21 protein-coding genes are annotated in these 26,694 nt (G+C 66.7%); 15 read left to right on the top strand and 6 right to left on the bottom strand.

Features of this window, described 5'->3' with window-relative positions:
- Positions 1-24 precede the first annotated feature (24 nt).
- Together DOM67_RS06030 and ccsA are read right to left on the bottom strand one after the other, a co-directional pair.
- The gene (locus DOM67_RS06030; RefSeq protein WP_110674744.1) at positions 25-1,308 is read right to left on the bottom strand and encodes an HlyC/CorC family transporter; all 1,284 of its coding nucleotides are present in this window, start codon (positions 1,306-1,308) and stop codon (positions 25-27) included.
- Positions 1,309-1,479: 171 nt separating this feature from the next.
- Positions 1,480-2,283, bottom strand: coding sequence for a cytochrome c biogenesis protein CcsA (gene ccsA, locus DOM67_RS06025; RefSeq protein ID WP_110674743.1), 804 nt, complete (start codon positions 2,281-2,283; stop codon positions 1,480-1,482).
- Positions 2,284-2,559: 276 nt separating this feature from the next.
- Between ccsA and ffh the strand changes: the two genes are divergently transcribed.
- The 12 genes from ffh to DOM67_RS05965 all read left to right on the top strand — a co-directional run bounded on the left by ffh (position 2,560) and on the right by DOM67_RS05965 (position 14,495).
- Positions 2,560-3,981: a signal recognition particle protein gene (gene ffh, locus DOM67_RS06020; protein ID WP_110674778.1), complete on the top strand. Its 1,422-nt coding sequence runs from the start codon at positions 2,560-2,562 to the stop codon at positions 3,979-3,981.
- A gap of 159 nt (positions 3,982-4,140) precedes the next feature.
- Positions 4,141-4,392, top strand: a complete 252-nt coding sequence (rpsP, locus tag DOM67_RS06015) for a 30S ribosomal protein S16 (protein ID WP_110674742.1) — start codon at positions 4,141-4,143, stop codon at positions 4,390-4,392.
- Positions 4,393-4,403: 11 nt separating this feature from the next.
- Positions 4,404-4,946 carry a ribosome maturation factor RimM gene (rimM, locus tag DOM67_RS06010; RefSeq protein ID WP_110674741.1) on the top strand — a complete coding sequence of 181 codons (543 nt, stop codon included), beginning with the start codon at positions 4,404-4,406 and terminating at the stop codon, positions 4,944-4,946.
- 50 nt (positions 4,947-4,996) lie between these two features.
- Entirely contained in the window at positions 4,997-5,761 is a 765-nt protein-coding gene (gene trmD / locus DOM67_RS06005; RefSeq protein WP_110674740.1) for a tRNA (guanosine(37)-N1)-methyltransferase TrmD, read from the top strand.
- Between the two features lie 112 nt (positions 5,762-5,873).
- Positions 5,874-6,230: a 50S ribosomal protein L19 gene (gene rplS, locus DOM67_RS06000; protein WP_110674739.1), complete on the top strand. Its 357-nt coding sequence runs from the start codon at positions 5,874-5,876 to the stop codon at positions 6,228-6,230.
- 137 nt (positions 6,231-6,367) lie between these two features.
- Positions 6,368-7,255, top strand: a complete 888-nt coding sequence (gene xerD, locus DOM67_RS05995; protein ID WP_110674738.1) for a site-specific tyrosine recombinase XerD — start codon at positions 6,368-6,370, stop codon at positions 7,253-7,255.
- Between the two features lie 2 nt (positions 7,256-7,257).
- Positions 7,258-8,007, top strand: coding sequence for a DsbC family protein (locus DOM67_RS05990; RefSeq protein ID WP_110674737.1), 750 nt, complete (start codon positions 7,258-7,260; stop codon positions 8,005-8,007).
- 351 nt (positions 8,008-8,358) lie between these two features.
- The gene (locus DOM67_RS05985) at positions 8,359-9,675 is read left to right on the top strand and encodes a homoserine dehydrogenase (RefSeq protein ID WP_110674736.1); all 1,317 of its coding nucleotides are present in this window, start codon (positions 8,359-8,361) and stop codon (positions 9,673-9,675) included.
- Between the two features lie 50 nt (positions 9,676-9,725).
- Positions 9,726-11,114 (top strand): threonine synthase, encoded by a 1,389-nt coding sequence (thrC, locus tag DOM67_RS05980; protein WP_110674735.1) that lies wholly within the window; start codon positions 9,726-9,728, stop codon positions 11,112-11,114.
- A 64-nt stretch (positions 11,115-11,178) separates the two neighbouring features.
- Positions 11,179-11,799 (top strand): glutathione S-transferase, encoded by a 621-nt coding sequence (locus tag DOM67_RS05975; protein WP_106418574.1) that lies wholly within the window; start codon positions 11,179-11,181, stop codon positions 11,797-11,799.
- A gap of 41 nt (positions 11,800-11,840) precedes the next feature.
- Positions 11,841-13,649, top strand: a complete 1,809-nt coding sequence (locus DOM67_RS05970) for a DHH family phosphoesterase (RefSeq protein ID WP_232825153.1) — start codon at positions 11,841-11,843, stop codon at positions 13,647-13,649.
- Between the two features lie 231 nt (positions 13,650-13,880).
- The gene (locus DOM67_RS05965) at positions 13,881-14,495 is read left to right on the top strand and encodes a YitT family protein (protein WP_110674733.1); all 615 of its coding nucleotides are present in this window, start codon (positions 13,881-13,883) and stop codon (positions 14,493-14,495) included.
- Between the two features lie 10 nt (positions 14,496-14,505).
- On the opposite strand, the gene DOM67_RS05960 is transcribed toward DOM67_RS05965, so the two are convergent.
- From DOM67_RS05960 to DOM67_RS05950, 3 genes are all read right to left on the bottom strand, one after another.
- Entirely contained in the window at positions 14,506-14,955 is a 450-nt protein-coding gene (locus tag DOM67_RS05960) for a VOC family protein (RefSeq protein WP_110674732.1), read from the bottom strand.
- A 107-nt stretch (positions 14,956-15,062) separates the two neighbouring features.
- The gene (locus DOM67_RS05955) at positions 15,063-17,879 is read right to left on the bottom strand and encodes a heavy metal translocating P-type ATPase (protein ID WP_280951046.1); all 2,817 of its coding nucleotides are present in this window, start codon (positions 17,877-17,879) and stop codon (positions 15,063-15,065) included.
- Positions 17,876-18,319, bottom strand: a complete 444-nt coding sequence (locus DOM67_RS05950) for a MerR family transcriptional regulator (protein ID WP_110674731.1) — start codon at positions 18,317-18,319, stop codon at positions 17,876-17,878. The genes DOM67_RS05955 and DOM67_RS05950 overlap by 4 nt, the downstream gene beginning before the upstream one ends.
- A gap of 333 nt (positions 18,320-18,652) precedes the next feature.
- Here DOM67_RS05950 and DOM67_RS05945 point away from each other — a divergent pair, with 333 nt between their 5' ends.
- Positions 18,653-19,948 (top strand): outer membrane protein transport protein, encoded by a 1,296-nt coding sequence (locus tag DOM67_RS05945; RefSeq protein WP_110674730.1) that lies wholly within the window; start codon positions 18,653-18,655, stop codon positions 19,946-19,948.
- Positions 19,949-20,133: 185 nt separating this feature from the next.
- On the opposite strand, the gene DOM67_RS05940 is transcribed toward DOM67_RS05945, so the two are convergent.
- Positions 20,134-24,099 (bottom strand): NahK/ErcS family hybrid sensor histidine kinase/response regulator, encoded by a 3,966-nt coding sequence (locus tag DOM67_RS05940; protein WP_110674729.1) that lies wholly within the window; start codon positions 24,097-24,099, stop codon positions 20,134-20,136.
- 450 nt (positions 24,100-24,549) lie between these two features.
- Between DOM67_RS05940 and DOM67_RS05935 the strand changes: the two genes are divergently transcribed.
- Complete coding sequence (locus DOM67_RS05935) at positions 24,550-24,807, top strand: DUF4212 domain-containing protein (protein ID WP_110674728.1); 258 nt, start codon at positions 24,550-24,552, stop codon at positions 24,805-24,807.
- 48 nt (positions 24,808-24,855) lie between these two features.
- Positions 24,856-26,640, top strand: a complete 1,785-nt coding sequence (locus DOM67_RS05930; protein ID WP_110674727.1) for a sodium:solute symporter family protein — start codon at positions 24,856-24,858, stop codon at positions 26,638-26,640.
- Positions 26,641-26,694 lie beyond the last annotated feature (54 nt).

The raw sequence follows: 26,694 nt of genomic DNA, 5'->3' as shown, positions 1-26,694 counted from the left end.
CGGCGCTGGCGGCGGCCCTGAGGGCTACTCGCCGCTGCGCCGCCTGACCCCCTGCTGCCAGCAGCGTACCGAGGTGATCAGATTCTCCTTGATCTCCAGAATCTCCAGCCGGGTGGTGCCGATCTGCAGGCAGGCCGCGGCGTCGGGGAAGGATTCGAGCTGTTCCAGAATCAGCCCGTTGAGGGTCTTGGGGCCGTCGGTGGGTAGCTGCCACCCCAGTGCCTTGTTGAGTTCGCGAATATTCGCCGTGCCTTCGATCACGTAGGCGCCGTCGGTCTGCGGATGGATATCGCGATAGGTGCCGGCCACGTCGGTGGTGAACTCGCCGACGATCTCCTCGAGGATGTCCTCCAGCGTCGCCAGTCCCTGCACGTCCCCATACTCGTCCACGACCACGCCGATCCGCCGCTTCTGCTGCTGGAAGTTGAGCAGTTGGGTGTGCAGTGGGGTGGATTCGGGGATGAAGTAGGGCTCGCGCGCCTCCTGCACGATCGCCGCCTTGGTGAGGTCGGGCTTGGTCAAGAAGCGAGAGGCGTTGCGCAGATGCAGGATGCCGACGATGTCGTTGATGTCGCCCTTGTAGATCGGCAGGCGGGTGTGCTGGCTCTGGCGCATCTGGGCGAGCAGGGCATCGAGATCGTCGTCGAGATCGAGCCCGACCACTTCATGGCGCGGCACCATGATGTCGTTCACGGTGACGTTCTCGAGGTCGAGGATCGACAGCAGCATGGCCTGGTGACGGCTGGGGATCAGCGGCCCTGCCTCGTGGACCACGCTGCGCAGCTCATCGCGGGTGAGGTTGTCCTTGCCCGCCTCGAGCTGCTTGACCCCGAGCAGACGCAGCAGATTGTTGGAGATCGCGTTGACCAGCCACACCAGCGGGTAGAACAGGCGCAGCAGCGGTGCCAGCACCAGCGAGGCGGGCAGGGCGATACGGTCGGGCTTGATCGCGGCATAGGTCTTGGGGGTCACCTCGCCGAAGATCAGCACCACGATGGTCAGCGCCAGGGTAGCAATGGCGGGGCCGGAGACATCGCCGAAGAAGTGGATGGCGACGATGGTGGCGATGGAGGCGGCCAGGTTGTTGACCAGGTTGTTGCCGATCAGGATCACCCCGAGCAGGCGGTCGGGGCGCTTGAGCAGCTCGACCACGCGTTTGGCTGCGCGGCCGCCGCTGTTGGCCTGGTGATTCAGGCGGTAGCGGTTGATCGACATCATGCCGGTTTCGGAGCTGGAGAAGAAAGCCGACAGGCAGACCAGCACGAAGAGCAGGCCCAGCATCAGGCCCAAGGGTATGTCGTCGTTCAAGACGGCGCTTTCCTCTTGTTCGTTGAGACGCACCCGGCCTCGCCGAGACGCCGGCAGGGGCATCGAGACGGGGTCGGCATCACGGCCGCGAGCCGGTCGCTCGTTCGAGCTTGGCCCGAGAGCGGCGCGCGCGCAACCGCCAAGCGTCGATGGCCCGGCGTGAACGTGGCATCAGGCGTTGTAGTGGAAAATGTACTCGAGTACGAACTTGGTGCCGAAGAAGGCAAGCACCAGTACGCCGACGCCGGCCAGCGTCCAGCGTACCGCCTTGGGTCCGCGCCAGCCGAGGTAGTGATGACCGGCGAGCAGGGCGGCGAAGATCAGCCAGGCGAGCATCGACAGGATGGTCTTGTGGGCCAGGTGCTGGGCGAATAGGTTATCGACGAACACGAAGCCGCTGATGATGGCCACCGTCAGCAGCAGCATGCCGCACCAGATCAGTTCGAACAGCAACTGCTCCATGCGTGTGAGCGGAGGCAGTACCTGGACGATGCCCAGGGTCTGGCGCCGCTTCAGCGCATGGTGCTGGAACGCCAGGAGCACCGCCTGTACCGCGGCGATGGCGAAGAACGAAAACGCCGCGATCGAGCTGAGGATATGGAAGTAGAGGCCGGGGGAGATCCCCGATTCGGTCATGGTGCTGGGCATGCCGATGGCGCCGACGATGGTGACGGCGGCCACCGGGAAGACGCAGACGCCGGCATTGAGCACCGGCTTGAACAGGCTGAACAGCAGCAGCAGTGCCACCACCACCCAGCCGATCAGCGTCGCACTCTGGGTCAGCCCCATGTGCAGCCCGCGGGCGCCGAGCAGGGTCAGGCCGACCACCACGCCATGGCAGAGCAGCGCGATCACCCCGGCGGTGCGCACCCAGCGCGGGCGCTCGGCGACGCGCCGGGCCAGGCTCAGGCTCTGCCAGAGTCCGGCGGCGAGATAGCAGACGATAGCGACCAGGGCGAAGGGAAGCGCCGGCATCGGTGTCAAAGCCTCATGGAGCGGCCGCGAGGCGTCCGCCCGAACGGTGAAGGAGTATCGAAATCAATCCTGTGCATAGCGTCGGCCACTATACCCAATCGACGTCGCTGCGCCCAGCCGTGACCCTCGCTGCAGGGGATGGGCCGCCCATCCCGCATCGGCACGTGGAGAGACGTGGCGCTCACGCGTATAATGGTCGGCCACATTCTTTTTCAGCGGCGCCGCGATCCCCTGGTCGAACCCTGCGGTGCCCGGCATCGCCGCCCGGAGCGTTCCATGTTCGAAAGTCTCTCCAATCGCCTGTCGCAGACGCTGAAGTCGATCACCGGCCAGGCGCGCCTGACCGAAGACAACATTAAGGACACCCTGCGTGAAGTGCGTCGCGCCCTGCTCGAGGCCGACGTCGCGCTGCCGGTGGTCAAGGATTTCGTCGATCGTGTGCGTGAGCGCGCGGTGGGCCAGGAGGTCTCCAAGAGCCTCTCCCCTGGCCAGCAGTTCGTCAAGATCGTGCAGCAGGAGCTGGAAGCGATCATGGGCCAGGCCAACGAGGCGCTGAGCCTCAAGGGCACGCCGGCGGTGGTGCTGATGGCGGGCCTGCAGGGGGCGGGTAAGACCACCTCGGTGGCCAAGCTGGCCAAGTACCTGCGCGAGCGCGAGAAGAAGAAGGTGCTGGTGGTCTCCGCCGACGTCTACCGCCCGGCCGCCATCGACCAGCTCGAGACCCTGGCGCGGGAGGTCGAGGTCGACTTCTTCCCGTCGACCAGCGCCGAGCAGCCGGTGGCGATCGCCGAGGCGGCGATCAAGCACGCCAAGATCCAGTTCCACGACGTGGTGCTGGTCGACACCGCCGGTCGCCTGGCCGTGGACGAGGCGATGATGGCCGAGATCCAGGCGCTGCACCGGGCGATCCAGCCGCAGGAAACCCTGTTCGTGGTCGACGCCATGACCGGTCAGGATGCCGCCAACACTGCCAAGGCGTTCCACGATGCGCTGCCGCTGACCGGGGTCATCCTGACCAAGGCCGATGGCGATGCGCGTGGCGGTGCCGCGCTCTCGGTGCGTCACATCACCGGCAAGCCGATCAAGTTCATGGGCATGGGTGAGAAGGTCGAGGCGCTGGAGCCGTTCCACCCCGATCGCGTCGCCTCGCGCATTCTCGGCATGGGCGATGTGCTGTCGCTGATCGAGGAGGCCGAGCGCAACGTCGACAAGGGCAAGGCCGAGCAGCTGGCCAAGAAGGTCAAGAAGGGCCAGGGCTTCGATCTCGAGGACTTCCGCGATCAGCTGCAGCAGCTCAAGAAGATGGGCGGCATGGGCGGTCTGATGTCGAAGCTGCCCGGCATGGGGCAGATGGCCGAGATGGCCCAGAACAAGGGGGCCGAGCAGGAGTTCGGCAAGCTCGAGGCGCTGATCAACTCGATGACCCCGCAGGAGCGGCGCAAGCCGGAGATCATCAATGGCTCGCGCAAGCGGCGCATCGCCACCGGCGCCGGTCTTCAGGTGCCCGATCTCAATCGTCTGCTCAAGCAGCACAAGCAGATGCAGAAGATGATGAAGAAAGCCGGCCAGAAAGGTGGCATGCAGAAGATGATGCGTGGCATGTCGGGCATGATGGGCGGCGGTGGCCCGGGTGGGCCCGGCGGCGGTATGGGGGGAATGGGCGGCATGGGTGGCGGCGGCGGTTTCCCCCGGCGTTGAGCCGGCTGCCCGTGCCCGCCTGGCGGTGGCGAACCTCAACAAAAGGTTTCCAATTGGCGGGCTTTTCCGTAGAATGCTGCGTCTTCGTCTCGGGCCTACGCCCGGGAAGACTCAATTCCGTGGCGTAACGATTCACTTAACCGAAGGATTATCAACGCAATGGTTACCATTCGTCTGGCACGTGGTGGCGCCAAGAAGCGTCCCTTCTATCACCTGACCGTCAGCGACTCTCGCGTTTCCCGCGACGGCCGCTTCATCGAGCGCGTCGGTTTCTTCAACCCGATCGCGCGCGGTCAGGAAGAGCGTCTGCGCGTCGATCTCGACCGCGTCGCTCACTGGGAGTCCCAGGGCGCGCAGGTCTCCGACCGCGTCGCTGAGCTGGTCAAAGAAGCACGCAAGGCCCAGGCCTGAGTTCGAGCGTGATGTCGGCAGCGGCGCATGACGACGACCCGCAGCAGGTGCTGCTGGGCCGCCTGACCAGCCCGCACGGTGTCAAGGGCTGGCTCAAGGTCTATTCGTACACCAGCCCGGCCGAGGGCATCTTCGACTACCCCGAGTGGGTGTTGACGCTGCACGGCCAGCGCGAGACGCGCAAGCTGCTCGAGGCGCGGCCGCAGGGCAAGGGTCTGGTGGTGCGACTGGAAGGTGTCGATACCCGCGAGCTGGCCGAGCAGTGGGCCGGCGCCGATGTGTCGGTGGCCAAGTCGGCACTGCCGACGCTGGAGAGCGGCGAGTTCTACTGGCATCAGCTGGAAGGGCTCGACGTGGTGACCCGCGAGGGCGTCAGACTGGGCCGGATCGATCATCTGTTCGAGACCGGTGCCAATGACGTGCTGGTGGTCAAGCCCGGTACCGACAGCGTGGACGACCGTGAACGGCTGCTGCCGTTTCTGCCCGACGACGTGATCGTCGCGGTGGATCTCGCCGCCGGCGAGATGACGGTCGATTGGGACCCGACGTTCTAGTCTCCCGCGCAAGCGGGGGCGAGAGTGCGGCAGGGGAGGAGAAGCGTACCGTGTGGATAGGTGTCGTCTCCCTGTTCCCGGAGATGTTCGAGGCCATTACCCGGCACGGTGTGACCGGTCGGGCCGTGGAGCGAGGTCTGCTCGAAATGGCCTTGTGGAATCCTCGGGACTACGCCACGGACAGACATCGCACGGTCGACGATCGCCCTTACGGTGGGGGGCCCGGCATGCTGATGAAGGTGGCGACACTGCGTGCGGCGCTCGATGATGCCCGCCGCAGTGCCGCCGCCGAGGGCCGGCGCCCGACGGTGATCTACCTCTCGCCGCAGGGCCGGCGTCTGGATCAGGCCGGCGCCAGGGAACTGGCGGCCCGCGAGAGTCTGATCGTGGTCGCCGGGCGCTACGAAGGTATCGACGAGCGCGTGGTCGAGGCCGATATCGACGAAGAGTGGTCGATCGGTGACTATGTGCTCAGCGGCGGCGAGCTGCCGGCGATGGTGCTGATCGACGCCCTGTCCCGCGAGGTGCCCGGCGTGCTCGGCCACAGCGACTCGGCGAGCGAGGACTCCTTCGCCAGCGGCCTGCTCGATTGCCCGCACTATACCCGCCCCGAGGTGATCGATGGTCACCGGGTGCCGGAGGTGCTGCTCAGTGGCAATCACGCGGCGATTCGACGCTGGCGCCTGAAGCAATCTCTCGGACGCACCTGGCTCAGGCGTCCGGATCTGTTGGAGAGCCGAACGTTGGACCGCGAGCAGCAGCAGCTACTCGACGAGTTCATCGAGGAACACGTCGCACGCGACGGCGGTGCATGAGGCGAGACGTCTGCATGCGTCACTCACAGTCCGATTCCGCGCCGGTTCAGCGAACTCGCGCCGGGATCACGGAGCCGCCCCCAGGGGCACTCCTCTCAACCAGGAGCAAGACATGAGCAGCAAGAACAAGGTGATCCAGGCGCTCGAGAACGAGCAGATGAACAAGGAAATCCCGGCCTTCGCCCCCGGCGATACCGTGGTTGTCCAGGTCAAGGTCGTGGAAGGTAACCGCGAGCGTCTGCAGGCCTTCGAAGGCGTGGTCATCGGCAAGCGTAGCCGCGGTCTGAACTCCGCCTTCACCGTGCGCAAGATCTCCCACGGTGTCGGCGTCGAGCGTACCTTCCAGACCTACAGCCCGCTGGTCGCTGGTATCGACGTCAAGCGTCGCGGTGACGTGCGTCAGGCCAAGCTCTACTACCTCCGCGAGCGCAGCGGCAAATCCGCGCGTATCAAGGAAAAGTTGGGCTGAGTGCGATGATGCCCCGGCACCTGATGGCCGGGGCGACGGCATCGCCAACCGAGAAGACCCCGTGCGNNCGCACGGGGTCTTCTGCGTTATGCTGCGGGGTTGCGTCACCCTGCTGCTGATCACGGGCCCATGAGCGTATGAACGATCACGACCGCCGCGACGCCTTCCTCGATGCGCTGTGGCTCGAGCGTGGTGTCAGCGAAAACACGCTGAGCGCTTACCGCCACGACCTGTCGGTCTGGATCGATTTCCTCGACAGCCGCGACGAGCGGCTGCTGGCGCCCGCTGCGAATAGCGTCAACGCCTTCGTCGATGGCCGTCGCGAGACTTACCATGCGCGCTCGGTGGCGCGGCTGCTGTCGTGCCTGCGGCGCTTCTACCGCTGGGCGCTGGGGGAGGGGCTGATCGCCCAGGACCCGCTGGCGGAGATCGAGCCGCCGAAGATCCGCCCCGGTCTACCGGCGACCCTCGACGAGCGCGACGTCGAGCGGCTGCTGGCGGCGCCGGACGTCGACTCGGCGCTGGGCCTGCGCGACCGCGCCATGCTCGAACTGCTCTACGCCTGCGGCCTGCGCGTCTCCGAGCTGGTGGGGCTCAGCGTCGCGGCGGTCAATCTGCGTCAGGGCGTGGTGCTGGTGCGGGGCAAGGGCGACAAGGAGCGTCTGGTCCCGCTGGGCGAAGAGGCCCTGGCCTGGCTCGAGCGCTATCTGCGCCAGGGGCGCGGTGAGCTGATGCGCGACAGTCGCCAGCCCGCGCTCTTCCCCGGGCGCGCAGACGCCTGCATGACGCGCCAGACCTTCTGGTACCGGATCAAGCACTATGCCCGCCTGGCAGCGATCGACAAGCCGCTGTCGCCGCACACCCTGCGCCACGCCTTTGCCACGCATCTATTGAATCATGGCGCCAATTTACGTGTCGTACAGCTACTGCTGGGGCATAGTGATCTATCCACCACGCAGATCTACACGCACGTGGCCCAGGCCCGCCTGGAAGCCCTGCACGCCCAACATCACCCGAGAGGTTGAACATGAGAAGTCGCTCGACCCTGGCCGCGCTGGCGCTGGCCGGACTCTGCCTGACGCCCGTTGCCTTCGCCAAGCCGCCCAGTGATCTGGCCGCCAAGCTCAATGCCCATAGCGGCCAGCCGCTGCCGATCGAGTCGATCGACGATTCGCCGCTGCCGGGGCTCTACGAGGTGCGGCTGAAGGGGGGGAACACGCTCTACGCGGATGCCAAGGGTGAGTATCTGATCGTCGGCGACCTCTACCAGAACGCCAAGGATGGCATGGTCAACCTGACCGAGCAGGCAGCCAATGCACGCCGCCAGGCGCTGATCGACAAGGTGCCCGAGGATCAGCGGGTGGTCTACAAGCCGGCAGGCAAGGTCAAGGCCAGGCTCACGGTGTTCACCGATACCACCTGCCCCTACTGTCATAAGCTGCACGCCGAGATGAACCAGCTCAACGCCATGGGCATCGAAGTCGACTATCTTGCCTTCCCGCGCATGGGCCCTGACTCCGACGCCGCGCGCCAGCTGGCCAAGGTGTGGTGTTCCGACAACCGCTCCGAGGCGATGAGTGCCGCCTTCCGCGGCGATGCGGTGGACGCCCCGGCGAGCTGTGATGCACCGATCGCCAAGCAGTACCAGTTGGGGGTCGAATCCGGTATCCAGGGGACCCCCGCGATCATCTTCCCCGATGGCAAGATGGTACCGGGCTATCTGCCGGCCAAGCGCCTGGCGGCGATGCTCGGCATCGACCCCAGCGGCGAGAGCTGAAACCGGGCCCTGCCGCCGCTTGGGAAACGCTGAATCGATCGCCGAACGAGATGAAGGGCAAGTCGCACGTAACACAGAAGGCGAGATATAACATGGGGTTAGGCGAGCCTTCGAGTACCGCGCAACGCAGTCATTCGCTCGTGCAGGCATTTGAGCAGTGGTTCCCTTGACAAGGGGGGCGGGGCTTTCTACCGTGACCGGCCCCCGCGGCGCTGCAGCCGGCGCCAGGGGCGCGCAAGAAGGGCGGCCAGGGGGCATGGCCGACCCCAACCCAAGGTTCGTGGCAGTGGGCCTTCAGACAATCATGCGGGGCGGCAATCTTGCAGCGCCGCGAGACAGGGGAGTGATATCTTGAAACCGGTGAGAGTGGGTATCTGCGGTTTGGGCACCGTGGGCGGGGGCACCTTCAATGTGCTGACGCGCAACGCCGACGAGATCGCGCGTCGCGCCGGTCGCCCGATCGTGATCGAGCAGGTGGGCGCGCGCCGCGACAACCCTGACTGCGACACCACCGGTATCAAGCTCACCCGCGACATTTTCGACGTGGCACGCAATCCCGACGTCGACGTGCTGGTCGAGCTGGTCGGCGGCTACGACGTCGCCCGCGAGCTGGTGATGACCGCCATCGAGCATGGCAAGCACGTGGTCACCGCCAACAAGGCGCTGATCGCGGTCTATGGCAACGAGATCTTCCGTGCCGCTCACCAGAAGGGCGTGATCGTCGCCTTCGAAGCGGCGGTGGCCGGTGGCATCCCGGTGATCAAGTCGCTGCGCGAGGGGTTGGGCGCCAACCGTATCCAGTGGCTCGCCGGCATCATCAACGGCACCGGCAACTACATACTGACCCATATGCGCGACGAGGGCCGGGCCTTCGAGGACGTGCTCGCCGAGGCCCAGGCCCTGGGCTATGCCGAGGCCGACCCGACCTTCGACGTCGAGGGTATCGACGCCGCTCACAAGCTCACCATCCTCGCCTCGATCGCCTACGGCGTGCCACTGCAGTTCGACCGCGCCTACACCGAGGGTATCGCCCGGATCACCGCGGACGATGTCGAGCAGGCGGACAACCTCGGCTACACCATCAAGCATCTGGGCATCACCCGGCGCAGCGACAGCGGCGTCGAGCTGCGCGTGCATCCGACCCTGATCCCCAAGGAGCGCCTGCTGGCCAATGTCCATGGGGTCAAGAACGCCATCGCGGTGATGGGCGACGCCACCGGCCCGACGCTCTACTACGGTGCTGGTGCCGGGGCCGAGCCGACCGCCTCGGCGGTGGTCGCGGACCTGCTCGACGTGGCCCGCGACATCACCACCGCGCACCACTACCGGGTGCCCTACCTGGCCTTCAGCGGGGTCAACGACGAGGCCAACGCGCTGCCGATCCTGCCCATGGAGGATATCGTCACCGCCTACTACCTGCGGCTGCTGGCGGTGGATCGCCCCGGGGTGCTGGCGCGGGTCGCCACCATCCTTTCCGAACACGGCATCTCGATCGAAGCGATCATCCAGAAAGAGGCCACCGAGGGTGAGCTGGTGCCGATCATTCTGATGACCCACCGCACCCGCGAGCAGCACATGAACGAAGCGATTCGCCAGCTCGAGTCGCTGGCCGATATCGCCGGTCCGGTGACGCGGATTCGGGTCGAGTCCCTGGACGAGCAGGAATAAGTCGCGACTGACAGCACGGGCTAGCAGCCCAAGACCGAGTGGAAACCAATATGCGTTATATCAGTACGCGCGGGCAGGCGCCGGCGCTGAATTTCGAGGAAGTGGTGTTGACCGGTCTGGCCAGCGATGGCGGGCTCTACGTGCCGGAGACGGTGCCGCAGCTGTCGGCGGAGACGCTGGCGGGGATGGCGGGGCTGTCGTATGCGGAGATCGCCTTTCAGGTGATGCAGCCCTTCGTCGGCGGCGAGATCGATGACGAGACCTTCCGTGGTCTGGTCCACGACGCCTACGCCACCTTCAGCCACGACGCGGTGGTGCCGCTCAACCAGCTCGACGCCAATCATTTCCTGCTCGAGCTGTTCCACGGCCCCACGCTGGCGTTCAAGGACGTCGCGCTGCAGCTGCTGGGGCGCATCCTCGATCACTTCCTGGCCAAGCGCGGCGAGCGTGCGGTGATCATGGGCGCGACCTCCGGCGATACCGGCTCGGCGGCGATCGAGGGATGCCGTCACTGCGATCATCTCGACATCTTCATCCTGCACCCGCACAACCGCGTCTCCGAGGTGCAGCGGCGGCAGATGACCACGGTGCTCGCCGACAACGTCTTCAACATCGCCATCGAGGGCAACTTCGACGACGCCCAGGCGATGGTCAAGGCGAGCTTCGCCGACCAGGCGTTCCTCAGCGGCACCCGCCTGGTGGCGGTCAACTCGATCAACTGGGCGCGTATCATGGCCCAGATCGTCTACTACGTGGCCTCTGCGGTCGCCCTCGGTGCGCCGCATCGCGAGGTGAGCTTCTGCGTGCCCTCGGCCAACTTCGGCAACCTCTTCGCCGGCTACATGGCGAGTCAGATGGGGCTGCCGGTGAAGCAGTTCATCATCGCCACCAACGCCAACGACATCCTGCACCGCACGCTCGCCGACAACGACTTCTCCAAGCGTGAACTCGCCGCCACCCTGGCGCCGTCGATGGATATCGTGGTGTCGTCGAACTTCGAGCGACTGCTGTTCGACGCCTACGAACGCAACGGCACTGCCGTGCGCGAGCTCCTCGAACGCTTCCAGCGCGAGCCGGCGGCACTCGCCGAGGCGCCGCTGGCGCGGCTGCGCGAGAAGTTCTCGAGCTTCAGCGTCGATGACGACACCATCCTCGAGGTGATCCGCGAGGCGCACCAGCGCACCAAGGAGCTGCTCGACCCGCACACCGCCACCGGCTATCGCGCCGTCGAGCGGGTGCGTGCCGACCGCGCCACGCCGATGATCACCCTGGCCACCGCGCATCCGGCCAAGTTCGCCGAGGCGGTGGTCAAGGCGGGCTTCACCGGCGCCCCGCTGCCGCCGCACATGGATGACCTGCTGGCGCGGGAAGAGCGCTACAGCGTGCTGCCGGCGGAGCTCGCTGCGGTCCAGCGCTTCGTCGCCGACAATCGCCGCTGATAGCGGCGCAAACGAGGGGGCGGGTGCCCGACGCGCCCGGTCCAATCCTGCGAGGATAGGGATCATGCTGAGGATCTGGGGACGCACCAACTCGACCAACGTCAAGAAGGTGCTGTGGTGTGCCGAGGAGCTGGCGCTGCCCTTCGAACGAATCGATGCGGGCGGCGCCTATGGCGTGGTCGACGAACCCGCCTACCGGGCCATGAATCCCAACGGTCTGATCCCTTGCCTGCAGGACGACGACCTCGTGCTGTGGGAATCCAACGCGATCGTGCGCTATCTGTGCGCCAAATATGGGCGCGGCTCCCTGCATGAGGCAGATCCCGCGGCGCGTGCCGAGGCCGACAAGTGGATGGACTGGACGACCTCGTCGTTGGCCTCCCCCTTCAAGGCCGTGTTCTGGAATACGGTGCGCCTGTCGGCGGAGCAGCGCGACGACAAGGCGCTCGAAGAAGGACTGGCCGCCTGCGGCACGCTACTCGGCAGGGTAGATCGGACGCTGTCCGAACAGCCCTTTTTGTCGGGGACGGCGTGGGGTATGGGAGACATTCCGCTGGGCTGCTTTGCCTATGCGTGGTTCGAAATGGATATCGAGCGTCCCGACCTGCCGCATCTGGCAGCCTGGTACGCGCGGCTGCAGTCGCGTCCCGCCTACCGCCAGCACGTCATGATCGCGCTCACCTGAGCTAGAGGTGCCGCGTCAGGGTAATCATGCCAGGAGGCTGCTTGGACCCCGATCTTTCCCGGTCATCGCTCGATGAACTCACCCGTCCGCGCCTGCTCCCACGCGAGCGCGACGCCGCGCTCTATCGACGCGCCCAGGATGCTGGGCTCTCCGAGCTGCAGGCGAGGGTCCTGGCCGGACGTCTGGCAGGGTATGCAGGGCCGCTGGAGGCGCTGATCGATCCGGCGCTGCGTCATCTCAGCCACCCTGAGCGGCTGGCCGATGCGCGCCGCGGTGCCGAGCGGATTGCGCGGGCGGTGAGCGAGGGCGAACACATCGGTATCCTTACCGATTACGACGTCGACGGCATCACCTCCCACGTGGTGATCCTGCGCGCGCTGACCGAGCTGTTCGGCGTGCCCGCCACCCGCCTGCACAGTCTGATCGGCCACCGCATCAACGATGGTTACGGCATCAGCCTGCCGCTGGTCGAGCGTACCCTGGCGCTCAAGCCGCGGCCGACGCTGGTGGTCACCGCCGACTGCGGCTCCTCCGACGAGCCGCGGATCGCCCGCCTGCGTGACGCCGGCATCGATGTGGTGGTGACCGATCACCATGCGCTGCCGCTGGCGGGGCCGCCGGCCTCGGCCTACGCCACCATCAACCCCACCCGCGACGACTGCGACTACCCCGACAAGACCATCGCCGGCTGCATGGTGGCGTGGCTGATGATGTCGCTCACCCGGGCAGTACTGATCGAGCAGGGCGTGCTCTCCGGGTCGACGCCCAAGCTCGCCCCCTGGCTCTCCTACGTCGCCCTGGGCACGGTGGCGGACTGCGTCTCGCTGGGTGGCAGTGCCGCCAACCGTGCGGTGGTGACCTACGGCCTGCGTCTGATCAATCGCATGCAGGCGCCGTGCTGGCGGGTGATGGCGGAGCGCCTGGGGAGTGACAGCGTGCCGTTCGACGCCGAGACCCTGGCCTTCCAGATGGGGCCTCGCATCAACGCACGCTCGCGTCTCGATGACCCCTACGCGGCGCTGCACTTCATGCTGGCGACGGACGACGACCTGGCCCGACGCCACCTGCAGGTGCTCGACGACGACAACCAGGCGCGCAAGGCGCTGGAAGCGGACATGGTCGAGCAGGCCCGGGGGCTGGCGTTGACGCAGCTGGCCGAGGCCCCGCCGGCGCTGGTGATCCACCTGCCGCAGGGCCATGCCGGGGTGCAGGGGATCGTCGCCTCGCGCCTGGTCCAGACCTACGGCCGGCCGACCCTGGTGCTGACCCCGGCCACTGCGCCGGAGATGCTCACCGGCTCGGGGCGCTCGATCGAGGCGCTGCATCTGCGCGACGCCCTGCAGCGCGTTCACGAGCTGGCGCCGGAGAGCCTACCGCGCTTCGGTGGCCACCGTGGCGCCGCCGGTGTGGGGGTGCCGCTGGGTGAACTCGAGCGTTTCCGCGATGCCTTCCTGCAGGCGGTGGGCGAGCAGCTGGGCGGGCGTGAGCTCTATCCGGTGGTATGGACCGACGGCGAGCTGGACGCGGCGCAGCTGTCACTGGCCACCCTCGACGAGCTGGCGGCGCTGGCACCCTATGGGCGCGAATTCGAGGCGCCGCTGTTCGAGGCGACTTTTCACGTCGAGCAACTGCGTGCGGTGGGGGCGGAGGGCAACCACCTGATGCTGGAGCTCTCCCGCGATGCCAGCGTCACCCGCGCCATCTGGTTCCGCGCCCTGGCGCCGGGGGCCGCGCATCCGATCGCGGTCGGCGACCGTGTACGCTGCGGCTTCAAGCTCTCGCGCAACCGCTGGAAAGGGCGCGAGTCGCTGCAACTGATGGTCGAACACGCCGAGCGCCTGAGCGCCTGAGCGCCCCGACACCGTCGTCTCTCCACGATCATCGCTGTCGAGCCCGCCGTGCCCACCTGCATGGCGCTGCTCCGCCCCTACGAGATCCACCACCCCGCCGGCATTGGCGCTATCATGAGCCGCCTCGCGCACCGCGAGAGACGCAGCGGCGCCACAAGCGCCGCGCTCCCCGCCAGGCCGGCGGCGCCACCGCGCCACGGCGATGGCCATCCAACGCCAAGGGAACCCTCGATGGACAGCCCACAGATCCGTCATCGGATGCATGAAGACGTACTCGCCATTCTGCTTGGCTCGGCCTGTGCCGCGCTCGGGGTGGTGCTCTATCAGCACGCCCAGATTCTGATCGGCAGTACGGCCGGGATCGCGCTGTTGATCAGCTACGCCACCGGCTGGCCTTTCGGACCGGTGTTCTTCGTGGTCAATCTGCCGTTCTACTGGCTCGCCTGGCAGCGGATCGGGCACCAGTTCACGCTCAAGACCTTCGCCGCCATCGCATTGCTCTCCTGGCTCAGCTGGCATATCGGTGATTGGGTCGAGATCGGGACGGTGACGCCACTGTTCGCGGCGCTGATGGGCGGCGCGCTGATCGGACTGGGGGTGCTCTCGCTGTTTCGCCACCGCGGCAGCCTGGGTGGCTTCAATATCCTCGCGCTGCACCTGCATGACCGCTACGGCTGGAGCGCGGGCAAGGTGCAACTGGGGCTCGATGGCCTGGTGATGCTGGCGGCGTTCGCCGTGCTACCGGTGAGCAACGTGCTCTACTCGATCCTGGGGGCGGCGGTGCTCAGCGGCATTCTGACCCTCAACCACCGGCCGGGGCGCTATACCGGGGTCAGCCGCAACTGAGCGGTACGCGTCAGTAGCAGGGCCATAGCCCCGGTGTCACCAGCTCGATCAGATGCCCGTCCGGATCGCGGAAGTAGAGACTTTCGCTGCCCGGGGGCCAGCGGGTGCGCCCCTCGATGATCACGCCCTCGGCGTCGAGGTGCGCCTCCCAGGCGGGCAACTGCTCGGCGCCGATCGCCAGCGCCACGTGCTGGCGGCCGGCGCCGTCGTGGGGAGGAATCGTGCCCATGCCGTCGGGCAGCGTCACCGTGGTGTCGGTCTCGCCGCGCTGGAACACCAGCAGCATGCTGGCGCCCACCGGGTAGGCGAGAAAGCGCTCGTCGGCGAGATGCGGCTCCAGGCCCAGGACGCGCTCGAAAAACGCCCGGGCGCGGGCCTTGTCGGCGGTGTAGAGCACGCTCTCGACGATCCCGTCGAGCGGCGGTGCGCCGTTGCTGGAGGTGTCGGATGCGGAGGACATGGGGTCTCCTGTGGGTCGACGGGGCGCTGGCGCTCAGCCCTTGAGCCAGAACCACCACACGATAAAGACGATGAGCGCCAGGCCCAGCGTATTGAGCAGTATCAGCATCAGTGTCGCTCCTGATCGGAGGGCGTGCCACCGCCCGGGGTGAAGCGGCGCAGGCGGCTGGCGTTGGCGACCACCGTGACCGAGGAGGCCGACATCGCCAGCGCCGCGAGCATCGGCGACAGCAGCATTCCGGTGAGCGGATAGAGCACGCCGGCGGCAATGGGGATGCCGAGGGTGTTGTAGCCGAACGCCCCCCACAGATTCTGCTTGATGTTGGTGAGCGTGGCGCGGCTGATGGCGATGGCATCGGCCACTCCGTGCAGCGAGTCGCGCATCAGCGTGATGCCGGCACTCTCGATGGCGACGTCGGTGCCCTGGCCGATGGCGAAGCCGACATCTGCCTGGGCCAGCGCCGGGGCGTCGTTGATGCCGTCGCCGACCATACCCACACGTTCGCCACGCTGCTGCAGCGCCGCCACCGCCGCCTGCTTGCCCCCCGGCAGCAGCTCGGCGTGGACTTCGTCGATCCCCGCTTCGCGGGCGATGGCGGTGGCGGCGGCGGTATTGTCGCCGCTCAGCATCACCACCTTAAGCCCCGCCTGGCGCAGCCGTGTCACCGCGGCGCGGCTATCTTCGCGCAGGGCGTCGCGGACTGCGAAGAGCGCCGCCAGCTGGCCGTCCAGGGCGAGATAGACCACGCTCGCAGCCTGCTGCTGCCAGCTCTCGGCGGTCTCAGCCGCAGCCTGAATATCAATGGCGTGGTCGTGCATCAGCGCGGCGTTGCCGAGCAGTGCCTGACCGCTGCCCGCCAGGTTGGCGACCAGGCCGCGCCCGGCGAGGCTTTCGAAGGCGCTGACCGCCGGCGTCTCGCGCGCGTCGCCCAGATGCGCCAGCAGGGCGCTCGCCAGTGGATGCTCCGAACCGCGCTCGAGCGCGACCACGGCCGCCTGGGCGCGCGCCTCCGTCTGCCAGTAGTGGCTGCCGGTCACCCGCGGGCGCCCTTCGGTGAGGGTTCCGGTCTTGTCGACCACCAGCGTGCTCAGGCGGCTGGCGGTCTGCAGCGCCTCGCCGTCGCGGATCAACACGCCGTGCTCGGCGGCCTTGCTGATGCCGAGCATGGTCGAGATCGGGGTCGCCAGTCCCAGCGCACAGGGGCAGGCGATGATCAGTACCGTGGTCGCGGCCACCAGCATGTGCACCAGCTGCGGCGCTGGCCCGAGGTTGAGCCAGGCGAGTGCGGTGAGCACCGCGATGATCATCACGCTGGGCACGAAGATGCCGGCGACACGGTCGGCCAGGGCACCGATCGGTGGGCGCGACTCCTGCGCCTGGGCGACCTGATCGACGATACGTCCGAGGCGGGTGTCGTCACCCACCTGGGTGGCGCGATAGACCAGGCTGCCGCGGCCGTTGACCGTCCCCGCGCTAACGCTGTCGCCGGGGCCCTTGCGTACCGCGTCGGGCTCGCCGGTCAGCATCGATTCGTCGATATGGCTCTCGCCGCTCTCGACCTCGCCATCCACCGGCAGGCGCTCGCCGGGACGCACCCGGATGCGCTCGCCCACCTGCACACGCTCGATCGCGACTTCTCTCTCCTGACCCTGACGAATCACCCGCGCGGTGCGGCTCTGCAGATCGAGCAGCCGCGACAGCGCCTGGCTGCTGCGCCCCTTGGCACGCAGCTCCAGCGCCTGGCCGATGCCGATCAGACCCACGATCATCAGCGAGGCCTCGAAATAGAGATGGCGCGAGGCCGGCGGGATCAGACCGGGAAACAGCACCACCGTCATCGAGTAGAGCCAGGCTGCGGCGGTGCCGAGGGCGATCAACGTATCCATGTTGGCCTGGTGGTGGCGAAAGGCCTTCCAGGCACCCTCGAAGAAGCGCCGCCCGGCGCTGGCGAGCACGCCCAGCGTGGCTAGCCCCAGGGCCATCCAGACCCAGCGCTCGGTGCCCTCGAGGCGGGGCTGGTGGACGAACATCGCCAGCATCATCGGTATCCCCAGGGCGAGGCTGACACACGCCTCGCGCAGATGGCGGCGCCACTGGCGGCGGTTGTCGCGCTGGCGCTGGGCGCTGGCCTGGCGCAGATCGGCGATCGGCGTCGCCGTGTAGCCGGCGCCGCGCACCGCAGTGATCAGCGCTTCGAGATCGGCGCTGCCGCCGACCTGCGCGGTCTCACTGGCGAAGTTGACCTGGGCGCGGGTCACCCCAGGGGTGGCGGCGAGCGCCTTCTGTACCGCGTTGACGCAGCCGGCGCAGGTCATGCCACCGATCGCCAGCCGTTGCGGGGCGGGCTGGGCAGTCTGAGTGCCGGTCGCCGTATCGGGCTGCGCGGTCACCGCGGTTGCGTCTTGCGCTGCCGCTTTCTCATCTTGCGCTGCCGCTTTCTCATCTTGCGCTGCCGCTTTCTCATCTTGCGCTGTCGCTTGGCCCTGGGCCGGCGCGGTGGAGGGCGCCGGCGCATAGCCGGCCTCCGTCAGCAGCGCTGCGACGCGCTCGGCGGGCAGGGCAGAGACCACGCGCAGCCGCTGCTGGTCGGGTTCTCCGCTGACTTCGGCGGCGGCATCCGCCTGCTGGATCGCCGCGCGCATGCGCTTGACGCAGCCCTGGCAGTGCATCGCCGGCACCTGCAGGGTGAGCGCCGTATCGCTCGCTGCTTCGCGGGTCTCGTCGAGCGGTGAGGCCGGATAGCCGGCGCTGTCGAGCAGTTGGCGCAGGTGTGCTTCGTCGAGTTGGGTGGTGACGGTCAGCTCGCGCTGCGCCGGGTCGGCGTCGAGGGTGGCGTCACCGTCGACGGCGCCGACTGCCGCGCGCAGCCGCTTGACGCAGCCCTGGCAGTGCATGGCATCGACGCGATAACGATAGCGGTTCAAACGGACCTCCCCGGCGCGGCCTGGCAGTCGTGGGCGCCGTCGGACGTGTGTTCGATCAGGCGACAGATGCTGTGCCCGTCGGGGGCACCGTCGGGCATCTGCGACCAATCCTCGAGGGCGTGCTCCATGCGCTCGGCCAGCGCCTGCAGCTCGCGGATCTGGGCATGGATACGCGGCAGCCGCGCGGCGAGCAGATCGCGCACCAGCGGGCATGGCGAATCGCCCTGGTCGGCCTGGTCGAGAATCTCGGCGATCTCCTTGAGGCTGAAACCCAGGGTGCGCGCGCGCTGGATGAATCGCAGCCGGCCCAGGTCGCGCTGGTCGTAGAGCTGATAGCCGTTGTCCGGATCACGCTGCGGCGTCAGCAGGCCCTGGCGGGTGTAGTGACGCACGGTCTCGGCGGTGACCCCGGCGCTTCGCGCCAGTTCGGTGACTTTCATCGTGGGCTCCTCGCTCGCTTTTCGACAGCAGTGTAAAACCTAGGTCTTACACATGGGTCAAGGCGAGCCTCTATCACTCCTGATCGGTGCCGGCAAGGCGGGGAGGGCGCCGCCAGGGGCCAAGGAGGGCGAAAGCGACATAGCGATTCGTATTACGACTAAAGAGAAGTCAAAAATGCGATTAAAACGACCGTTTGCGCATTGACGCTGATGCGGCGCTGAGTGACAAAGGGATGGGAAAAATAGTGCTGAGGGAGTGCGAAAACCGCGCCTTCGGCGATGATCGCCAGACGCGCAAGCGCAAGGGCGACCACTGGGAGAGGGGAACAAGCCATGTCTTTTCGCTATAACCGTTTGTCGCTGGCCATCGCGCTGGTGAGTGCCGCCGCCTCCAGTCAGGCCATGGCCGGCGCCTTTCAGCTTCAGGAACAGAGTGTCAGCGGCCAGGGCACCTCCTGGGCCGGACGCTCCTCCAACGTTCAGGACGGCTCCATCGTCTTCGGCAACCCGGCGGGCATGTCGTTCCTCGACCGCGCTCAGGTCACCGCGGGTACCCACTACATCGATGCCAGCTCGGACATCAGCAATGACAGCGGCACCCAGCCGACACTTGCAGGCGTGGTCGGCACCCAGGGCAGCACCGACGGCGACATGATTCCGCACAAGGCGGTGCCATTCGGTTATTACGTACAACCGATCAACGACCGCTGGAGCTTCGGTCTCGGCGTCTATGCGCCGTTCGGCCTGGTCACCGACTACGGCGACGACTTCAAGGGACGCTACTTCGGCAACTACAGTGACCTGGAGGTCATCACCGCCCAGCCCACGCTGTCGTATCGCTTCAACGACAAGTTCGCCATCGGCTTCGGGGTGACCTACAACCACATCAAGGGCGAGCTGGAGAGCAAGACCCCCAACCCGCTCAACCCAGCCGCCTCCAGTGACGGCACCGTCAACGTCAAGGGTAACGACGATGCCTGGGGCTATAACATCGGTCTGATCTACCGCCCGGTGGAGTCCACCACCCTGGGCCTGACTTACCGCTCCAAGGTCGACTACCACCTCACCGGCGATGTCGATGCCTCCAACGTCTTCGGCGGGGTCGGCCCGGGGGGCGCGGTCTTCCTCAACAGCTCCGGCGATGCCTCACTCGACATCACCCTGCCCGAGACCATCGACTTCTCGGTCACCCACCAGATCGACGACCGCTGGACGGTGATGGCCGGGGCGACCTATATCCGCTGGAGTCGCTTCGATCAGCTGGTGGTCGACAACAGCCAGGGGCTGGATATCAACGAGCAGCAGGACTATCGCGACACCTGGCAGTACGCCGCCGGTCTCTCCTACAAGGTCAATCCGGCCTGGACCCTGCGCGGTGGTATCGCCTATGACCAGTCACCGGTCAAGGATGCCCATCGCACCCCGCGCGTGCCCACGGCGGACCGTAACCTGGTCTCGATCGGTGCCGGCTGGACACCCATTCCCGACCTGACCATCGATGCCGCCTACAGCTACATCTGGGAACATCGTGCCGACGTCGACCAGCAGAAAGCCAACGGCACCTCCTACCAGGCCGAGTACGACAACTCGCTCAACCTGTTCGGGGTGCAGGCGACCTACCGTTTCTAATCCCGAGCTCAGGCCCGAGAACCCGTCTTGCACCCCCGGTGGCGAGACGGGTATCTCAACCGCCAACCTTTCGCGCTGATTCTGTCGATCTGATCCTTTCGCGCTGATTCTTTGGAGCTGATTCTTTCGAGCTATGCCGACGCGCCGCCATCTGCGGCGCGTCTTCGTTTCAGCGTGCCGTTGGCTCAGGGGCTCTCGTCACCCGTGGCACGTGTCGCCCGCGAGGCCTGCAGCGTCCGCGTGAGCAGGGCGCGCAGGGCGGCCGGGCGTACCGGCTTGAGCAGTAGCTGGTAGCCGCCGCGCTTTATCTCGTCGGCGACCTCTTCGGTGCGGTCGGCGGTGATCACGATCCCCGGCACGCTCTGTTCGCACAGCTCCTCCAGCGCCTCCAGTGCCATCAGCCCGGTCACCTCGTTGTCGAGGTGGTAGTCGGCCAGGATGGCGTCGGGGTCCCCGCCCATGTTGCGGATCGCCGACTTGGCGCCGCCGATGGAGGTGGCGGTGAACACTTCGCACTCCCAGCCCTCGAGCATCGCCTTCATGCCTTCGAGGATCAGGCGCTCGTTGTCGATACACAGTATGCGTGTGCCGATCAGCTTGTTGCCGCTGCGGCGCGGCGTGCTCTCTTCCACCTTGGGGCTACCCCGACGCCCGGCCACCAGTGGCACCGAGACCGAGAACACGGTGCCGGCGGCGACCTTGGAGCGGACCTGGATCGGATGATCGAGCACCCGGCTCATGCGCTCGGCGATGGAGAGGCCGAGCCCCAGCCCGCGCTCGCTCTCCTTGTGGCGTGAGGCCTGATCGAGGCGCCGGAACTCCTGGAAGATCTCGCTGAGCTTGGAGTCGGGAATACCGGGCCCGGTATCCCATACCTCGATCACCACCCGGTCATGGCGCCGGCGGCAGCCCAGCAGCACGCGCCCCTGCTGGGTGTAGCGCAGGGCGTTGGAGAGGAAGTTCTGGATGATGCGTCGCAGCATCTGGGCATCACTGTCGACCCACAGGCCGGTGGTGACCATGTCCAGGTCGAGGCCGCGGTCGTCGGCCATCACCTCGAACTCGGCGCGCAGCGGGCGCAGGATGTCGGCCAGCGGAAACTGGCTGCGGCGCGGTGTCAGCGCCCCGGCATCGAGCTTGGAGATGTCGAGCAGGGTGCCCAGCAGCTCCTCGGCGGCTTGCAGCGAGTTGTCGATATGCCCGATGGTGCGGCGGTGGTCGCCGTCCGCCACCTGCTGGCCCAGTGCCGAGGTGAACAGCCGTGCGGCGTTGAGCGGCTGCAGTAGATCGTGGCTGGCGGCGGCGAGGAAGCGGGTCTTGGAGGCGTTGGCATCCTCGGCGGTCTGCTTGGCCTGACGCAGGGCCTGCTCCGCCTCGGCGCGCACCCGGTTCTCCTGACGCAGGGCGGCGTTGGCCTTGGACAGCGCCTGGGTGCGCTCGCGCACGCGCTCCTCGAGATTCTCGTTGGTCTCGCGCAGGGCGATCTCGGCCAGACGGCGCTCGGTGATGTCCTGGTAGAGCGCGAAGAAGCCGAGTATCCGCCCGCCTTCGCCGAAGTGGGGCGTGTAGGTCACCAGCATGTAGCGCACGCCACCGTCGCCGTCATCCAGCGAGATCTCGAAGTTGACCCGTTCGCCGTCCAGCGCGCGGCGCATCCAGGGGCCGCGCTGGCGCGCCGCGGCCGCTGGCATGACGTTCTGCACGCGCTCGCCGATCACCGCGTTGCGGTCGATGCCCATCGCCGCCTCGTAGGCGCGGTTGGTGAAGAGATAGCGGCAATCCGTGTCGAAGTAGGCGATCAGCGCCGGCACGTTGTCGGTGTAGATACGGATATTGCTCTCGGAGCGGATCAGCGCCTCTTCGGTGCGCTTCTGTTGGGTGATGTCCTGGTAGGTGTAGACGAAGCCGCCGCCCGGCATGGGATTGCCGAGCACCTCGAGCACGCTGCCGTCGGGACGGTAGCGCTCGTAGCGGTGGGGCTGGCCGCTTCTGATGTTCTCGATCAGCTGCTCGACGTGCTCCTCCGGGTCGCCGGGGCCGTACTCGCCGTTGTGGGCGTTGTAGCGGAACACCTTCTCCATCGGTGTGCCGACGCGGATCAGGTTGTCGGGGAAGCGGAAGATCTCCAGGTAGCGCTGGTTCCACACCACCAGATTGAGGTTCTGGTCGACCACGCCGATGCCCTGGTTGATGTTCTCGATGGTCGCCTGCAGCAGGGCGCGGTTGAACTCCAGCACCTGCGACGCTTCGTCGACGATCGAGATCACGTCCGAGATTCCGATGCCGCGGCCCTGCAGCGCCGAGTTGACCACGATGCGCGCCGACGAGGCGCCGAGCACCGACGCCAGCAGGCGCTCGGTGAACTGAATCACATCGATCGAGGCGCGGGCGTTGTTCTCCAGCGGCTTGGCGTTGCGCCGGCCGTAGTCATCGAAGGCGCGCTCGACCTGGGACTGGCCCAGGAAGCGCTCGCACAGCACCTTGAGATCGCCCACCGTGGTGGCCCCGGTCCAAGGGCGGTTGACCGTGGTCTGGCGGGTCTCGATGCTGTCGACGAACAGCGATGCCTGAATGCGCTCGACCACCCGCTGCGGCGTCAGCTGGGAGATGAAGATATAGAAGAACAGGTTGAAGCCGAGCGACAGCATCACCCCGTGGGCGAAGCTGTCGGTGACGTTGAGCCCGAACAGGTGCAGCGGCGACAGCCACGCCAGACCCAGCGGGCCGCCGGCCAGCCACGCCTCCGGCAGCAGGCCGGCGCGGATCAGTGCCGGCATCAGCAGGGTGTAGGCCCAGATCGCAAAGCCCACGTTGAGCCCGGTGACCACGCCGAGGCGGTTACCGCGCTTCCAGTAGAGCCCGCCGAGCAGCGCCGGCGCGAACTGGGCGGCGGCGGAGAGCGAGAGCAGGCCGGTGGCGGCCAGTGAGCTGTACTCCGCCACCAGCTGGTAGAACAGGTAGGCCAGCGCCAGAATGGCGACGATGGTGATACGCCGCGCCAGCAGCACCAGGCGCCCGTAGTCGCGTGATTTCTCCTCGAACCAGCGCAGGCGGAAGAGTGCCGGCAGCACGATCTCGTTGGAGATCATGATCGCATTGGCCACCGCCGCCATGATCACCATGCCGGTGGCCGCCGAGAGCCCGCCGACGAAGGTGAGCATGGCCAGCCAAGGTTGGTCGGCGACGATCGGCAGCGCCAGCACGTAGCTGTCGGGGGCGATATTCTCACCGGGGAACAGCGACAGGCCGGCCGCCGCCAATGGCAGCACGAAAAGCCCGATCAGCACCAGGTAGAGCGGGAACAACCAGCGCGCGCGCTTGGCGTCGTCGGTGTTGGTGTTCTCCACCACGGTGATATGGAACTGGCGTGGCAGACAGAACACCGCCAGCATCGCCAGCAGGGTCTGGGTCCAGAAGCTGGTGTCGAAGTTCTGCTCGGTGAGCTGCTGCTGCAGCTGCAGATAGGTGTCGGCGCGGCCGAGCAGGTCGCCGAGGCCGTCGAACATGCCCCAGGTGACATAGGCCCCGAGCACCAGAAACACCACCAGCTTGACCACCGACTCGAAGGCGATCGCCTGGATCAGCCCCTCGTGGTGCTCGGTGGCGTTGGTATCGCGGGTGCCGAACAGGATCGCGAAGACGGCCATCACGATGGCGATATAGAAGGCGGTGTCGTCGACGATCGGCGCCTTGACCGAGTGGCCGTCGCTGGTCATCACGCGGAAGGCGGTGGAGACCGCCTTGAGCTGCAGTGCGATGTAGGGCAGCGTGCCGACCAGCGCGATCAGACTGGCGAAGGCGGCCAGCGACTGCGACTTGCCGTAGCGCGAGGCGATGAAGTCGGCGATCGAGGTGACGTTCTGGCGTTTGGCCACACGGATCATCTTGGTGATCACCGGCCAGAACAGCAGGAAGGTGAGCACCGGGCCGATGAACACGCTGGCGAACGACCAGCCCGAGGTGGCGGCCTGGCCGACGCTACCGTAGAAGGTCCAGGAGGTGCAGTAGACCGCCAGCGCCAGGCTGTAGACGATCGGCCGCCGGCTGGCCGGCCCGTGGCGCCTGGCGTGGCGATCGCCGCGCCAGGCAATGGCGAACAGCGTGGCCACGTAGAGCAGTGCCACGACGATCAGTAAGCCGCCTTCGAACATGTGTTTCCCCGCTTGCGCCGGGCGCCTCCGCGCCCGTGTGATTCCCTTTGGGTCGCCCCCCGCTATGATCGCCTGCCGCGGCGCGCCTCGCCAGCGCCCTGGCGCCGTGCAGGGCGTCTAGTGTGACAGACGCGGGCGATGCCCGCGCCTCGGACGCTCATGCTTTGGCCTGATAGACCAAGGTTCAATGTCTGAACGAATTCTCTACATGACTGTTATTAATAAAGAAAACGTTAATGCGTCGAGCCGCCCGTCACCCATCGACTAAAGTCAGCCTGCCCCCGCAAGCCCCCTCTGACATAGGCTGCACTCGTGTCGCCGAACCCGACAAGCCGTTGATTTTCGAGCGCTCAGCAGCGCGCCCGGCGATCGGCACGCAAATCGGGCAGGACGCACCCGTGTGCGCCCAGTGGGCGGGGGGAGCTTTCGAGCAGCGAGAGGGGGAGTCTCATGAAGGGAAAGAGCCGACAGGACTACTGGAAGGCCAACATACGCTTGATCGCCACGCTGTTGGTGATCTGGTTCATCGTCTCCTATGGCTTCGGCGTGCTGCTGGTCGAGCCGCTCAATACGATTCACGTCTTTGGCTTCAAGCTCGGCTTCTGGTTCGCCCAGCAGGGCGCGATCTACGCCTTCCTGGTGCTGATCGTGGTCTACGCCTGGAAGATGAACCGGCTCGACCGGGAGTTCGACGTCGAAGAGCAGTAACTGGACATCTATCGCAACCAACAAGAACCAACACACAGGACAGGCCTGATGGATATTCAATTACTGACCTATCTCTTCGTGGGGGGCTCTTTCGTCCTCTACATCGGCATCGCGATCGCCTCGCGGGTCGGCTCCACCAAGGAGTTCTACGTCGCCGGCGGCGGCGTCTCGCCGATCGCCAACGGTGCGGCCACCGCGGCCGACTGGATGTCGGCGGCGTCGTTCATCTCGATGGCGGGGATCATCGCCTACTCGGGCTATGACGCCTCGGTCTACCTGATGGGCTGGACCGGCGGCTACGTGCTGCTGGCGATGCTGCTCGCGCCTTATCTGCGCAAGTTCGGCAAGTTCACGGTGCCGGACTTCATCGGTGACCGTTACTACTCCAACGTGGCGCGCACGGTGGCGGTGATCTGCGTCATCTTCGTCTCCTTCACCTACGTGGCAGGGCAGATGCGCGGTACCGGGATCGTCTTTGCCCGCTTCCTCGAGGTCGACGTCGACATCGGCGTGGCGATCGGCATGGTGATCGTGTTCTTCTACGCCGTGCTCGGCGGCATGAAGGGCATCACCTACACCCAGGTCGCGCAGTACTGCGTGCTGATCTTCGCCTTCACCGTGCCGGCGATCTTCCTCTCGGTGATGATGACCGGGCATATCCTGCCGCAGACCGGCTTCGGCGCCACGCTGCTCGACGCCGCCGGTAACGACACCGGGGTCTATCTGCTGACCCGGCTCGACCAGCTGGTGACCGAACTCGGCTTCAGCGCCTACACCTCGGGTACCAAGTCGACCATCGATGTCTTCTTCATCACCGCGGCGCTGATGTGCGGCACCGCCGGGCTGCCCCACGTGATCGTGCGCTTCTTCACCGTACCGCGGGTGCGCGATGCGCGGGTCAGTGCCGGCTGGGCCCTGTTCTTCATCGCCATCCTCTACACCAGCGCGCCGGCGGTGGGCGCCTTCGCCCGGGTCAACCTGATCGAGACGGTCGACAACACCGCCTACGAGTCGCTGCCGCAGTGGTTCCACAATTGGGAGAACTCGGGGCTGATCGCGTGGAACGACAAGAACGCTGACGGCGAGGTGCAGATGTCCGCCGGCGATCCGTTCCAGGGGGCCCCGGTCTATACCGGCGAGCGTGGCATCCACGGCGAGCGGCTGTTGAGCAACGCCCCCACCGACAATCCCGGTGAGGTCTATATCGACCGCGACATCATCGTGCTGGCCAACCCCGAGATCGGCAATCTGCCCGCCTGGGTGGTGGCCTTGGTCGCTGCCGGGGGCGTGGCGGCGGCGCTGTCGACCGCGGCCGGGCTGCTGCTGGTGATCTCGTCGGCGATCTCCCACGACCTGCTCAAGAAGCAGCTCAAGCCGGACATCTCCGAGAAGGGTGAGCTGCTGGCCGCGCGCCTCGCCGCGGCGGTGGCGATCGTGATCGCCGGCTATTTCGGCATCAACCCGCCGGGATTCGTGGCCCAGGTGGTGGCGTTCGCCTTCGGGCTGGCGGCGTCGAGCTTCTTCCCGGTGATCCTGATGGGCATCTTCTACAAGCGCATGAACAAGGAGGGGGCGATCGCCGGGATGCTGGTGGGGCTGATCTTCACCTTCAGCTACATCGTCTACTTCAAGTTCGTGGCGCCGGAAATGAACAGCCCCGAGCACTGGTGGTTCGGCATCTCGCCGGAAGGGATCGGCACCCTGGGCATGATCTTCAACTTCGTGGTGTCGCTGGTGGTGTGCCGCTTCACCGCGCCGCCGCCGGCGGAAATCCAGCAGATCGTCGAGGAGATCCGCGTGCCGCGCGGTGCCGGCGCCGCGGTCGACCACTGAACCGAAGTCTGACCGCACACCGCCCCGGCGCACCGGGGCGGTGTCGTTGGTCGA

Origin of the sequence: Salinicola sp. RZ23, from assembly GCF_003206675.1 — a bacterium.
Lineage (GTDB): Bacteria > Pseudomonadota > Gammaproteobacteria > Pseudomonadales > Halomonadaceae > Salinicola > Salinicola endophyticus.
Note: the sequence above shows the minus strand (reverse complement) of the source record. Positions and strands in the feature narration are given on the sequence as shown.

Bases quoted from the DNA above. Each gene is read 5' to 3' on its own strand.
- thrC (WP_110674735.1), top strand. From the start codon at position 9,726: ATGCGTTATATCAGTACGCGCGGGCAGGCGCCGGCGCTGAATTTCGAG.
- xerD (WP_110674738.1), top strand. From the start codon at position 6,368: ATGAACGATCACGACCGCCGCGACGCCTTCCTCGATGCGCTGTGGCTC.
- rpsP (WP_110674742.1), top strand. From the start codon at position 4,141: ATGGTTACCATTCGTCTGGCACGTGGTGGCGCCAAGAAGCGTCCCTTC.
- DOM67_RS05940 (WP_110674729.1), bottom strand. From the start codon at position 24,099: ATGTTCGAAGGCGGCTTACTGATCGTCGTGGCACTGCTCTACGTGGCC.
- DOM67_RS05945 (WP_110674730.1), top strand. From the start codon at position 18,653: ATGTCTTTTCGCTATAACCGTTTGTCGCTGGCCATCGCGCTGGTGAGT.
- DOM67_RS05950 (WP_110674731.1), bottom strand. From the start codon at position 18,319: ATGAAAGTCACCGAACTGGCGCGAAGCGCCGGGGTCACCGCCGAGACC.
- DOM67_RS05935 (WP_110674728.1), top strand. From the start codon at position 24,550: ATGAAGGGAAAGAGCCGACAGGACTACTGGAAGGCCAACATACGCTTG.
- rimM (WP_110674741.1), top strand. From the start codon at position 4,404: ATGTCGGCAGCGGCGCATGACGACGACCCGCAGCAGGTGCTGCTGGGC.
- DOM67_RS05930 (WP_110674727.1), top strand. From the start codon at position 24,856: ATGGATATTCAATTACTGACCTATCTCTTCGTGGGGGGCTCTTTCGTC.
- ccsA (WP_110674743.1), bottom strand. From the start codon at position 2,283: ATGCCGGCGCTTCCCTTCGCCCTGGTCGCTATCGTCTGCTATCTCGCC.
- rplS (WP_110674739.1), top strand. From the start codon at position 5,874: ATGAGCAGCAAGAACAAGGTGATCCAGGCGCTCGAGAACGAGCAGATG.
- DOM67_RS05965 (WP_110674733.1), top strand. From the start codon at position 13,881: ATGGACAGCCCACAGATCCGTCATCGGATGCATGAAGACGTACTCGCC.
- DOM67_RS05960 (WP_110674732.1), bottom strand. From the start codon at position 14,955: ATGTCCTCCGCATCCGACACCTCCAGCAACGGCGCACCGCCGCTCGAC.
- ffh (WP_110674778.1), top strand. From the start codon at position 2,560: ATGTTCGAAAGTCTCTCCAATCGCCTGTCGCAGACGCTGAAGTCGATC.
- DOM67_RS05990 (WP_110674737.1), top strand. From the start codon at position 7,258: ATGAGAAGTCGCTCGACCCTGGCCGCGCTGGCGCTGGCCGGACTCTGC.
- DOM67_RS05975 (WP_106418574.1), top strand. From the start codon at position 11,179: ATGCTGAGGATCTGGGGACGCACCAACTCGACCAACGTCAAGAAGGTG.